Origin of the sequence: Vibrio pectenicida (genome assembly GCA_024347015.1) — a bacterium.
GTDB lineage: Bacteria > Pseudomonadota > Gammaproteobacteria > Enterobacterales > Vibrionaceae > Vibrio > Vibrio pectenicida.
Window position 1 is genome coordinate 1,057,858 of record AP024889.1, and the last position, 12,269, is coordinate 1,070,126.

Genomic DNA, 12,269 nt, shown 5'->3' on the forward strand with positions numbered 1-12,269 from the left:
CAAAGGTTTAGCGAATAGTAAGATCAGGAGAAAGTTCTATCCCCATTTCTCGATAGTAACGGGCAGCGCCAGGATGTAAGGGAATAGGCAAGCCTGATGCGCCTCTTTCTAGCGCCATCACTTTGGTTGCTTTATGAATACCTTGTAAGAAAGAGAGGTTTTCATAAATGGTTTTAGTTAGTTGATAAACATCTTCTTCTGATACATCTTCTCGTACGGCAAGAAAGTTAGGCTGGGCGATGGTCGTGACGGTATGGTCAACACCTGGGTAGGTATTGGCTGGAATATCGTATTTCGACCAGATATTGTATTGCTGATTGGTTTGTTTGATTTGTTCGTCGGTAAAAGACAATATCTTTATCTCATCACCCAAAGCAGCAAAAGCTTGAGTCACAGCGCCGACGGGAACCCCTGCTGGGGTATTCATACCATCAATGGTGCCGTTTTGCAGCGCACTGGCACTTCCACCATAGCCCATGTACGCAAGATTAAACTTCTCGGGATTGATGGCTAGACTTCGCATGATCTGTCTGCCTGAATTTTCGGTCCCTGAGCTTTTCTTGCCGATGGAAAACTTTTTACCTTGTAACAGATTCAGGTCTGTCACTGTGCCAGTTGAAGCCAGATCTGAGCGGACAATAAAGTGTTCAACGTTTTGCCAAAGCATGGAGACAGAACGTAATTGTGTTTGGCTTCCTGTACGCTCATAAGGCCCTTCTCCCTGCCAAGCCCATGCACCATAGAGCCCTTGTAAAATAGCAAACTGAGCTTGATTATCGTTCAGCAGTTTGATGTTTTCCCCTGATCCTGCTGAGCTGATGGCGGCCAGTGAGAAATGCTGTTTTGGGGCAAGCTTAACTTTGCTTAAGGTCGCCAGTGCGACGCCAACAGGGTAATAGGTCCCTCCAGTTGACGCAGTCGCGAGAATGTAGCTACGGTCGTTGGCAAAAGTATGCTGAGTGGTACCTAGCAATCCGATGGCTAGTACTGCTGTTTTCAGTAAGTGTTTTAATATCATGATCATGCTCCATATGATTATAATTATCGAAAAATGGACGAGGGAATGGCAAATATTTTCGAGCCTTTCTGTGCCACTAAAAAATGGTCGAAGGGTTGGGATTGGGCCTAGTTATTTCCGCTAATAATCATTGGGATATATAAGGTAAGTTAATCGCCACTCGCAATTCTTCTCGTGGGAGTGATATTTACCTTAACTTTGAAGAAAAGCAATTAGGATCATTAATTTAGATGGCAAAAAAGAGAGCCGAAGCTCTCTTTTTCTAGGTGTATGGTCGGACTGAGAGGATTTGAACCTCCGACCCCCGACACCCCATGACGGTGCGCTACCAAGCTGCGCTACAGTCCGATGGAAGTAATGTACCTATTTTTTATCTTTAGGTCAAATACTAAGATAACGACTTAGTTACTTTTCGCATAAAAACGCTGTAACTCGGTTAAACCCTGCATTAATACAGGCAAAGTAGGGTTTTTATCTTGTAAACGTTGGTAGTTTCCATCGTATAGTTTGTAGTTACCAAACTTATCAATCACCGTTGTATCTATGTTGGTTATTAGGGCTAGCTCTCTAGTCCCTCCTGCAAGAATCCACTTTCTAGGGCTTTCATCGAATAAATTTTGTCCACTACTAAAATCAGAAGGATTCGATGAAACGCCTAACAAGTCTTGCAACAAGGTGACGGACAAATCAAGGTGGCTAGTTCTATGGTCATAAGTGGTAGGTACTTTTCCCGGCCAATGAATGACCATAGGAACTTGAAGTTGATAACGGCTGTAATTGCTATTAGAACCCCAGCTGTTGGTCTTTGTTTCGTTAAATTCAGTACCATGATTTGATGTCAAAATGACGACGGTAGACTCGCTAATCCCAAGCTCTTCGATCTTTTTAAACAATACACCAAGTTCTTCATCTGCATGATTAACAGAGGTGTTATACCCATTTTGCAGCTTATCCGACGCAGAGTGATTGCCTTTTATATCATATGAACTGAAATCATCAACGGTTGTCAGTTCAATAAAGCTAAACCATGGATTCTTCTTACGCTGCTGCTCAACCCAATCAGCCCAAGCATTGATGGCCTGAGTGTCTGGGGAGGAGGCATCATTGAACGCAATTCCAGTGAAGTTGAGTCCTCGAAAAATGGTTTCACCATACAGGTTATCACCAAAGTTATCGCCACTGAAGAGGCCGAAGCTGTAGTCTTTTTCTAGCAAAGTATCGAGGATAATAGGGCGAGAGCCTTGCATTTTTATACTGCTGATGTAGCTGCTTGGCAGACCATAGAAAAGGCCAAATACGCCGAATGTATCGTTACTTGAGCTGTAGTGGTTAGTAAAAGTCAGGTTTTGCGAAGCAAAATTAGCCGCATTGGGCATCCACTCTGGTGACAATACATCGCTGCGCAAATTGTTGACACTTACTATCAGAACATTGAGAGAGTTCACTCTACGGCTAAATTCAAGTTTTTCTAGTGGGTAGCGAACTAATTCTGAATGCGCTTGGCTTTCCTTTAAGCGCTGAAGATATTCATCTCTGTCGAGTAATCCGTGTCGCTCCATAAAAGATTTTGCGGTCATCGGATATGAGAGAGGAAAGTTGGCTTTTTGAGCGGTGATCGGATTATAGAAATACGCATCAGCCCAGACATAAATGATGTGGCCAGCAATGAAGCTGACGAAAAATAGCGCTGCTATTGGTCTACCTACATGTTTATGCGAAAGACGACGCTGTTTTCTCCATACCCATTCAGATAGCGCGATCTGTAGGAGAAATATTAGTGGTAACACCACAAATAGATGCTGCAAATCAATACTTATCGAATTGCCTTCTTCATTGAGTAACACCTCCCAAACTACGGGTGTAAGATGGAGGTTAATTTTTTGATAAGCTTGTGTATCAATCAGCAATACTGTCAGGCCTACCGTGGCAAAACAAACTGCAATAAATCGAAATAGTTTTCGAGACGGTATTAAAAATGTCAGCGGAAATAGAATGAGCAGATAGAGCGCAAACACGAGGAAGCCGAAATGGCCTACCCAAGATATCGCGAGATAAAATTGGCCGAGTAGTGTCTCAGGCCATGGGGACTCTGTGATATAACGGGTGCCAATTAGCATGGCGGCTATGATATTGAAGAAGGCAAACCAGTGCCCCCAACCTACTAGACGCGAAACGCGTTCACCGTATGTGTTTCCGTTATCTACCATGTGTTGTTCTATTGTCCGTTTGTTATTCTAGTGAGTGTTTTCTTCAATAGAAGACAACAGTGCCTGAGCAAATTTTTCAGCAAGTGCTTTCCGTTGTGAAGCATTAACGTTTTGATTTAAGACATTGGTGGCGATATTACCTGCAATCATCAAAGATAACTCAGGCCCTGCTCCATGTTTGTCCAGAACAGCAGCTACCTCTGATAAGATAGTTTCTACAGTGTTATCGCTGTATTTAGATGTGATCGGCATAAAGACTCTAGTGGTGATAGTAAAGCGACTTATGATAACCTACAATGCCTCGCAACTGAAACCTACACGACGATAAAATTTCATCATGAGCCTTCATCTTTCAAATGTAATCTTGCATCAACTACGAAAAAACGACTCCGACGAGCTTATTGTTAACTTTAGAACCGAATGTCTTGAAAATGACGCATCAACCGAAAATTTGGTGGCAGAGCTTCACAGAGTATTCAATTCTAAAGCAGGCAAAGGGTTTGGTTCTTTTAAGTCTGACAGTGAATTTCAAATCTGGTTGCATGAACTTCGCAAAGGTGAAAGAAACTTCTATGATTTTTCTCAGTTTAGTGCCAATCGTCTCAAAAATGAGCTAAGCAAATACCCTTTCGCTGATGAAGGTATTCTGGTGATTGCAGAATATCAATCTTTGGCGACAGATTATCTATTTGTTGCCATCGTACCATCTAATCAGAGTCTCAAAGTCACAGAAGGTCTTGACATTAGTGCGACTGATTATTTGGATCTGAGTAAAATGGACATAGCGGTACGTATCGATTTGACCAGCTATGAAACAGATAAAGAGTCGAATCGATATCTTGCTTATATTAAAGGGCGTGTGGGTAGAAAAGTCTCGGACTTCTTTTTAGACTTTTTACAGGCAGAAGTAGGGTTAGATTCTAAACAGCAAAACCAGGTGTTAATACAGGCAGTTGAAGACTTTTGTACTGACTCGAAACTCGAAAAAGAAGACGCTATCAGTTACAAAAAGCAAGTGGCTGATTATTGTAATGAACAAATCAAAATGGGTGATGAAGTTCAGGTTAGAGAATTGTCTGGAGAATTGCCTCCAACTGATGATGGCACCAGCTTTTTAGATTTCACCCAAAATCAAGGCTATGAGTTAGAAGAGAGTTTCCCTGGCGATCGTACAGCAGTTCGAAAGTTAACAAAATATGTAGGAGCAGGAGGTGGTCTCAATATGAGTTTTGATAGTATGCTGCTCGGTGAGCGTATATTTTACGATCCACAAACAGACACCTTAACAATTAAAGGGACGCCACCAAACTTACGAGACCAACTGACAAGAAACCAAGGCTAAAAACAGCAGTGGACAGGTCAAACTTTTCAGTATCATGAAAGTGGCGGTAAATTTGATATCAGTTGGTTTATAATGCTCTGTCCACGAATGATGTGTTAGTCGTGGCGTTTTTAGTTGTTGGTCTGATGGAAGTGGTCTTGAAAGTGCTGCGTTAATTATTAATTCAAGAATATTGACCCTCGATGAAGCTACCAGAGCGCTCGATTATGAGCCCGAAGCGGCGATTGTTCCACGCTTACCAGATATTACCAAAGGCAGAACCGTAATAAGCATAATGCATCATTTTTCGATATTAACGCACTGTAAGCGGGTGATTGATTTGGGTGGTAGCGAGTAATGTCAGCCCCAATAGACTTACGGAAGGACTTTGTTATTGGCGGTTAAATACCTTGAACTCTATGATGAAAATCGGACTTGGTCGAAGAAATCGCTACTTTGGCCTACTATTCTTTGGCTTTGCGTATATGCTTGTAATTATACAATTTATTAGAAGAAGAGTAGGGTATGGAAGGCAAGGCGATCAAGCTGGTTTGGTTGGTTATGGTGATCTGGATATTGGGTATGATGACATTGATGTTTGCGTATCGCTCTAGTGTGGTAACAATGAACCAGGTCAATGAGCTGAGCAACAGTATTGACGAGCTTAAATATGCTATGTTCGAAGAGCCATCCTACCGGGTCAACCAGACAGATGATCAAGCGCTAAAACTACAGTTGATCCATGCTTTGAGATTACAAATGTCTGTGACATATGAGCAAAACTGGTTGGCGTTTGATATGGGCCAACTTCTTTATACTACAGACCTTTTTGTCGAGCAGATGAAGACATTTTTAGATAATGAACTTGAGCTTGTTACTTTAGTTGATCAAATACAAACTTTGCGAACCAAATATCAAAAAGACAGCAAATTGTCAGATTATTACGCTCAACTAGGTACTAATGTACTATCGGCTCTGTTCAGCTCCAATCAGTCAAACCCGCAAGTGTTTCGTGAGCTAGACCAAGTTTACGCCCAATCAGAAAAACTGCCAGCATTGCAGAAAAAACATCTGCAGCAATTGTTATCGAAAACATCCTCACTTTTGGGTAGTTATGCCCAGGGTAATTATGCAATTGAAAAAATCATGAACAACTCGATATATTCTCAAATCGCGTTAGTAGAAAGTGAATTTCAAGCTCAGCAAAATCAATTAGTGCTGAGTGGTCTTGTGCTGAGTGGCCTGTGTTTGTTAGTTATGCTGGGTGTTAGTTATCGTATATCGGCAGGGCAACCAGAGCTAAATCGATCAGAATGTGAACAACAAGAGCCTGAACAAGTTGAAGAGCAAGTAATTGAAAAAAAACAAGTTATTGAAAGCCAAGAAGTGGAACCTATAAATGAGAGTGAGACAGTGCCAGTACAAAATGATGAACAAGTAATTGATTTAGAGGCTATGTTGGAGTCTCTTGGCGGTGACCATGAATCTGTGTGTATGTTGCTACAGGTATTTGTTGATGATCATACTGGAGATGCAGAAAAAATTGCAGAGCTGCTTGATGACTCGCCTGAAGAAGCATTACGTAAAGCCCATAGCCTTAAAGGCGTCGGTGGAAACCTCGGAGCAGTTAAACTCCGTGAGGCGGCGGGTAAAGTTGAGCAGGCTATTAAGGATGGAACAGGTTCAGTAAGTGATCTTCTTGATGAACTTAAGCTTCGATTGGATAAAGCGATTGATGAAGCTCAAGAATTCCTTAACCAACAACAAGATGACGAGTAATTTTTTGAATGTTATTGAGGTGTTTTCTTGAGCACTATAGTGAAGTCGTTAGTGGAATAGTCATCGATAACAACCACATTGGGTGTTAGTGTCTTACAATATTCCATTACAAATTCTTTATGATAAGGCTGGAGTAGCTTAGGCTGGCTAAAATTTTGGCTATTTAGTAGATTAAAAATGACTGCTTCTGTGGCCGCATTGTACATACGGGCAATCATGTGCTCTAAATAATCAGGTTGACGCGATCGATAATTTAATGAGCCGCTGGCGATGATAATATCCATTTTAGGTAATCTTGCACGGCTAATATCGGCATACTGAAAACGACACTGTGTTGATCCTATGCGCGCTTTTGCCTGACGTAAAAAAGACCAATGTTGATCCATGCCTAAGTAAAAACCTAAGCGTTTTTCCTTACTAAGATAATCATAAAGTTCACCCAACCCACAACCTAAATCAAGTACGCGTTTATTTGCAAAGTCAACCCCATTGGCTATCGCTTTAAAGCGTATCTTTTGTTCTTCTAAACTAGACCAGCCCTGCATTTTATGACTTAGCCCATGCCAGTTATGGCTTCGGTTTTTGTGGAAAAAATAAATCTTTAAGCGATCGATAACATGCATAGCGGCCTAGTCTGAGCGTTAGAACGAAATAATGATCATGTGTTGTCCATAAAAACAGCACTTTAATAAGCCTATATCAATTTGATAGATGATTGAAACTATTTGGTAAGATATGTGGTGGGAAGTTGATTTGAAGTACCAGATAAGCGCGGTAAAGCGCTTATCTGGATGCGGCGTTAAGCGTTTTGCTTATTTAATTCGACATTATTATCGATGTGATTTTCGGTTGCAGTAGGCTCACATTTATCGACAAACCAACCCATGTAAGAAGTAAATATAGTCACTAAAATACACACGAAGCTCAGCCACATGAATGGGGCGTAAGACAAGGTTGCGACGCCAAGGATACTCGCCATGTAGATACCGTTGTCACTCCAAGGCACCATACCAGAGGTTAGTGTGCCACCAAACTCTGCATTTCGAGATAAGTTTTTGCGTTTGTAGCCTAGACGGTCATAGTTTTTGGCACAAATTTTTGGTGTGAGAATCAAAGAAACATACATAGCTGAACCAAATACGTTACCTAGGAAGGCAGTCCCTATCGTGCTGGTTGCCAATGAACCTGCACTTTGTACTCGGCGTTCAAAGAGCTTAGCAATTGTCTCTAGCACACCGACTTTATCCAGTAACCCACCAAAGCCGAGACCAAAAACAATCACAGCCACAGAGCCAAGCATGGAAGACATACCACCTCGGTTTAAGATTGAGTCAATGAAACTTACACCGGATTCGATATGAAATGGTGCCCAAGCGGTATTGAAAGCTTGTAGGAAGTCCACATCTTGAATCATAACAGCCCAAATGATACCGAGCAGAGAACCAAAGCTAATCACTGGGAATGAAGGCATGCGCATAGCCAATAAGCCAAGAACAATAGCAACGGGTACAAAAGAATATGGGGTAATGTAAAATTGATTGTCCATCGCATCAATAACAGACTGAACTTGAGTCATGTCGACATTGCCTGCGTAATGGAAACCAAATACGGTAAACATGATCCCTGTGATGATATAGCTGATAAGAGCGATTGGTAGCATTCCTTTGATATGCTCCATCACTTCAACGTTAGACATGGATGATGCCAAGATCACAGAGTCTGATAGTGGTGACATCTTGTCACCAAAGTAACAACCTGATAATACCGCACCTGCTGTAATAGGAGCAGGGACGCCCAAACCTTGGCCGATTCCCATCATAGCGATGCCTGCGGTACCTGCCGCGCCCCAAGATGTACCTGTTGCCAGTGCTGTTAGTGAACAAATTACCATGGTCGCTAATAGAAAAATAGAAGGGTGAATAGCGTTAAGGCCGTAGTAAATAATAGTGGGGACAATACCACCTGAAATCCAAGTGCCGACTAGAGCCCCAACAGCAAGTAGTATTAATACCGCACCAAGGCCATTAGAAATACCATTGAGTGCTGCTTTTTCTAAATCTTTGTATTTATGCCCAAGCCTTACACCAAGGACCATGATAATAAACCAGCCGATATAAAGTGCCAACTGAATTGGCAAATCTAATTGGGCGGTGAACGAAAAAGCCATCAGCAAGAATAGACCTAATGCTATGATTACTTGCATTAGATTTGGTAAGCGGGGGTTGAGTTGCGTCATGCAGAACCTCTTATATGTGTTACACCTCATATGCCCCGCTGAGTTATTTATGGAACATATTGAAAGTACTTACTCATTTTTAGTAGGAAGGCACTTTACATTAGCTAGAATAATATTTCGAATAAATACTATCTCGATGTGATTTAAATCTATCGAGCTATTTAATTTTGGTTAAAAATATTGATTTTCTTTATTGTTTTTATTATTAAATGTAAACAATTTGTTGCCATATGGTGTTTTTTCGTATTTTTAAGGTCGATTGTTCAGCTCCTTTACTCAAAGCCTTAGCCGAAATTTTGCGAATTTTTTCGCAGCCATTTACAAAGTTAGAAAAATAGACAGAAATAGATCAATTTTCTCTTGAGATTTTGCGTGGAAAATTGAAAGATTGAATGGTCCCCTTTATTTAATATTACACACGGAGAGTTGAGAAATGAGAGTAGGTTTAGTCGGTTGGCGCGGCATGGTGGGTTCAGTGCTTATGCAACGCATGGTTGAAGAAAAAGATTTTGACCATATTGAGCCGGTATTTTACAGCACATCTCAAGTAGGTATTCCAGCTCCTGTGTTTTCTGACGATCAAGTTGGAGGAGAGGAAGGTTTACTGCAAAATGCCTATGATATTGAAAGTTTAAAGCAGCTCGATGCTGTTTTGACATGTCAGGGCGGTAGCTATACAGAGAAAGTTTATCCAGAGCTGCGTAAAGCGGGTTGGAAAGGGTATTGGATTGATGCTGCCTCAACATTGCGCATGGCGTCAGATTCTATCATTACTTTAGATCCAGTTAATCACATGCAGATTCAACAAGGTATTCACCAAGGTACTAACACCTTTGTCGGTGGCAACTGTACTGTAAGCCTGATGCTTATGGGCCTAGGTGGCTTGTTTGAAAAAGGTTTGGTTGAGTGGACGAGTGCCATGACATACCAAGCAGCTTCTGGCGCTGGAGCGCAAAATATGCGCGAGCTGATTTCGCAAATGGGCAATATCAATAAATCAGTAAGTTCAAAGTTGGCAGATCCTTCAAGTTCTATTCTCGATATTGATAAGCAAGTAGCAGACATTATGCGCTGTGACTCTTTCCCGATGGATAAGTTCGGTGTGCCATTAGCTGGCTCACTCATTCCTTGGATTGATGTTAAACGTGACAATGGCCAAAGCAAAGAAGAATGGAAAGCAGGTGTTGAAGCGAACAAAATTTTAGGTTTCCAAGAGTCTCCTGTGCCTATCGATGGTACTTGTGTTCGTATTGGTGCGATGCGTTGTCATTCGCAGGCACTCACAATCAAGCTTAAGAAAAATGTGCCTATGGATGAGATTGAGGAAATGATTGCTACCCATAATGATTGGGTTAAAGTGGTTCCAAATGATCGTGATATTACGGCCCAAGAGTTGACCCCTGCGAAAGTGACGGGAACCTTGTCTGTTCCTGTGGGCAGATTACGCAAGATGGCAATGGGCGATGATTTTTTAAATGCTTTTACTGTCGGTGATCAATTGCTATGGGGAGCGGCAGAGCCTTTGCGCCGTACACTAAGAATTATTCTGGCAGAGAAAGCCTAATTACCCATAAATCCTATTGGGGCTGATACTGTATCAGCTTTTTTTCTTTTGCGTTATGGTTTGACTATGCGCTTGTCTGGCTCAGCAAGCTCACCACCACAATGTTTACAGTGCATAGCATCAGAGTCATGTCCTGCACGATTACAATTTGGGCATTTAACTAATTCTTTATGTGAATTCATCTCTCTATTTAACTCGGCAGTAATAATGCCCGTTGGAACTGCAAGAATGGAATAGCCCAGTAGCATGGTGAGTGAGGCAAGCGCTTTGCCCAAATGTGTTTGAGGCACGATATCACCATAGCCAACGGTAGTAATAGTGACGATAGCCCAATATATGCTTTTAGGTATACTAGTAAAACCATTACTCGGCCCTTCAATGATAAATATTAATGAGCCGAAAATCGTGACGAGTATCCCCACTGTGCTGAAAAAGATCAGTATTTTTCTGCGTGCCATCAGTAATGAACGCAATAAAATATTGGAGTCTTGTAGATAGCGTACCAATTTTAGTACGCGGAAGATCCTCATTACTCGAAGCAGGCGAATAACGCCCATGATTGAGGCCCCAGGGAAGAAAAATGCCAGATAAGTAGGCAAAATTGCCAGAAGGTCAATGACTCCGTAAAAGCTTTTCGCATAAGCAGCAGGTTTTGGTGAACAATACAATCTAAGTAGATATTCGATGCTAAACAGAGCTGTAAAGGCATACTCTAAGTATCGAAGTTCGGTTTTCCATTGCAAAGCAATACTTGGTACAGACTCAAGTACAAGCACTGTCAAAGAGGAAAAAATAGCAATGATTAGAGTGATATCAAAGGCACGCCCAGCTTTGGTGTGCGTACCAAAAATGATGATATATAAATAGTGCTTTAAAGTATGACGCGGCATATAAAAAAACCTTTTAATCAGTAGCGCCAATCATACCTTTATCCGTTTGTTCAAGCCAACCCTGGAAATAGGTTACGTAATCCGTTGGCGATAAATTCAATACCCAAGGCGCCAAGTATTAGCCCCATAATTCGGGTGATAACGTTGATCCCAGTTTGTCCTAAAAACCGAACAATCAGTGGTGCAGAGCGAAACAGTAGCCATGAACAAAAGCAAAATAACCCGACAGTTATGCTGATACCCACAATATCAAGGGTTGTAGGGTAGCGAGCACCGTAAACAATGGTTGAGCTGATGGCACCAGGTCCAGCCATAAGAGGCATCGCCAATGGAACGACCCCAATCTGTTCGCGGCTAACGTATTCCGATTTTTCTTGTTTGTTCTGCTTATCTTCACCTAATTTACCGCTCATCATTGAAAACGCAATACTAAGTAAAAGCAATCCACCAGCAACACGAAATGAATCTAATGAGATACTAAACATATCGAGCAGAAGTTGGCCTGCCAATAGTGAAATAATCAGTATGATAGCCACCGCTAGATTGGCCGTGGTGGCTGTTTTGTGTTTTTCTTCTGCTGTCATGTGGCCTGTCAGAGAAACAAAAACAGGCATTATGCCGACAGGGTTTACCGCTGCGACTAAGCCAAGGAAAAACTGTAAAAAAATCGCGAATTCGAATGTTTGCATTATCTACGCCTAAACAAGAAAAGGTCACCATCTTTAACATGCTGAATATAGTCGAAATTTAAGTGAGTCACGAGTGAAAAAACCTAATTATTGGCAAAAATATCGACCAGTGTGCTTTTAAGGTACTTTTGATGGTAAGTCTTTTTACAGCAAGGTTAATAGTGTGCACCACTTTGTTCTAAGATTGTGCAAGTCGATAGCTTTGCATCGTGCGATAAATTCTAACTAGTAGCACGATATTAATGACTTACATGTAATTAAAAATTTTAAAACTGAAATTTTTTTACAACAACACTGCTGGAAATCAGCTAAATTAATTATGTTCTACATGATTTATATATTTTGCTGCATAATTTAAACCACTATAACTGTATGGTTTTTGGTTTATTTAGCCCTTCTTTGTAAGTAAGTCATCAAATAGTATTTCCGAACTGATCTGGGTCAATCTTTTTCACAACCTGAAAGAATATAATCAGTCGTGAAAGCCATTTACTAAGATAAGCCATTTACTAAGATAAGCTGGTTACTAAGATAAGCTGGCGGATTTAAGCAGTAAGTCTACGAT

Annotated in this window: 9 protein-coding genes, 1 tRNA gene and 1 pseudogene; 3 read left to right on the forward strand and 8 right to left on the reverse strand. The window is 41.2% G+C overall.

Annotated features, from left to right (window positions below):
• Positions 1-7: 7 nt before the first annotated feature.
• From OCV27_RS05000 to OCV27_RS05015, 4 genes and pseudogenes are all read right to left on the reverse strand, one after another.
• Positions 8-946 (reverse strand): annotated as a pseudogene (locus OCV27_RS05000) (TAXI family TRAP transporter solute-binding subunit); the annotation flags it as partial.
• 343 nt (positions 947-1,289) lie between these two features.
• Positions 1,290-1,366 (reverse strand) — tRNA-Pro (locus OCV27_RS05005).
• Positions 1,367-1,419: 53 nt separating this feature from the next.
• Positions 1,420-3,225, reverse strand: a complete 1,806-nt coding sequence (locus tag OCV27_RS05010; protein WP_125320352.1) for a DUF3413 domain-containing protein — start codon at positions 3,223-3,225, stop codon at positions 1,420-1,422.
• 27 nt (positions 3,226-3,252) lie between these two features.
• Entirely contained in the window at positions 3,253-3,477 is a 225-nt protein-coding gene (locus OCV27_RS05015; RefSeq protein WP_125320353.1) for a YejL family protein, read from the reverse strand.
• An 85-nt stretch (positions 3,478-3,562) separates the two neighbouring features.
• Here OCV27_RS05015 and yejK point away from each other — a divergent pair, with 85 nt between their 5' ends.
• Together yejK and OCV27_RS05030 are read left to right on the forward strand one after the other, a co-directional pair.
• Entirely contained in the window at positions 3,563-4,567 is a 1,005-nt protein-coding gene (gene yejK / locus OCV27_RS05020) for a nucleoid-associated protein YejK (protein WP_125320354.1), read from the forward strand.
• A 504-nt stretch (positions 4,568-5,071) separates the two neighbouring features.
• Positions 5,072-6,325 (forward strand): Hpt domain-containing protein, encoded by a 1,254-nt coding sequence (locus OCV27_RS05030; RefSeq protein WP_125320355.1) that lies wholly within the window; start codon positions 5,072-5,074, stop codon positions 6,323-6,325.
• Between the two features lie 11 nt (positions 6,326-6,336).
• Here the strand turns inward: OCV27_RS05030 and OCV27_RS05035 are convergent, their stop codons facing one another.
• The gene (locus OCV27_RS05035; protein ID WP_125320356.1) at positions 6,337-6,948 is read right to left on the reverse strand and encodes a class I SAM-dependent methyltransferase; all 612 of its coding nucleotides are present in this window, start codon (positions 6,946-6,948) and stop codon (positions 6,337-6,339) included.
• Between the two features lie 176 nt (positions 6,949-7,124).
• Positions 7,125-8,561 (reverse strand): Na+/H+ antiporter NhaC, encoded by a 1,437-nt coding sequence (gene nhaC / locus OCV27_RS05040; protein WP_125320357.1) that lies wholly within the window; start codon positions 8,559-8,561, stop codon positions 7,125-7,127.
• Positions 8,562-8,994: 433 nt separating this feature from the next.
• Between nhaC and asd the strand changes: the two genes are divergently transcribed.
• Positions 8,995-10,125 (forward strand): aspartate-semialdehyde dehydrogenase, encoded by a 1,131-nt coding sequence (asd, locus tag OCV27_RS05045; RefSeq protein WP_125320358.1) that lies wholly within the window; start codon positions 8,995-8,997, stop codon positions 10,123-10,125.
• Positions 10,126-10,178: 53 nt separating this feature from the next.
• Here the strand turns inward: asd and OCV27_RS05050 are convergent, their stop codons facing one another.
• Positions 10,179-11,015 carry an ion transporter gene (locus OCV27_RS05050; protein WP_125320359.1) on the reverse strand — a complete coding sequence of 279 codons (837 nt, stop codon included), beginning with the start codon at positions 11,013-11,015 and terminating at the stop codon, positions 10,179-10,181.
• A gap of 50 nt (positions 11,016-11,065) precedes the next feature.
• Positions 11,066-11,704, reverse strand: coding sequence for a YchE family NAAT transporter (locus OCV27_RS05055; RefSeq protein ID WP_125320360.1), 639 nt, complete (start codon positions 11,702-11,704; stop codon positions 11,066-11,068).
• Positions 11,705-12,269: the final 565 nt, after the last annotated feature.

Bases quoted from the DNA above. Each gene is read 5' to 3' on its own strand.
- OCV27_RS05010 (WP_125320352.1), bottom strand. From the start codon at position 3,225: ATGGTAGATAACGGAAACACATACGGTGAACGCGTTTCGCGTCTAGTA.
- OCV27_RS05015 (WP_125320353.1), bottom strand. From the start codon at position 3,477: ATGCCGATCACATCTAAATACAGCGATAACACTGTAGAAACTATCTTA.
- yejK (WP_125320354.1), top strand. From the start codon at position 3,563: ATGAGCCTTCATCTTTCAAATGTAATCTTGCATCAACTACGAAAAAAC.
- OCV27_RS05030 (WP_125320355.1), top strand. From the start codon at position 5,072: ATGGAAGGCAAGGCGATCAAGCTGGTTTGGTTGGTTATGGTGATCTGG.
- OCV27_RS05035 (WP_125320356.1), bottom strand. From the start codon at position 6,948: ATGCATGTTATCGATCGCTTAAAGATTTATTTTTTCCACAAAAACCGA.
- nhaC (WP_125320357.1), bottom strand. From the start codon at position 8,561: ATGACGCAACTCAACCCCCGCTTACCAAATCTAATGCAAGTAATCATA.
- asd (WP_125320358.1), top strand. From the start codon at position 8,995: ATGAGAGTAGGTTTAGTCGGTTGGCGCGGCATGGTGGGTTCAGTGCTT.
- OCV27_RS05050 (WP_125320359.1), bottom strand. From the start codon at position 11,015: ATGCCGCGTCATACTTTAAAGCACTATTTATATATCATCATTTTTGGT.
- OCV27_RS05055 (WP_125320360.1), bottom strand. From the start codon at position 11,704: ATGCAAACATTCGAATTCGCGATTTTTTTACAGTTTTTCCTTGGCTTA.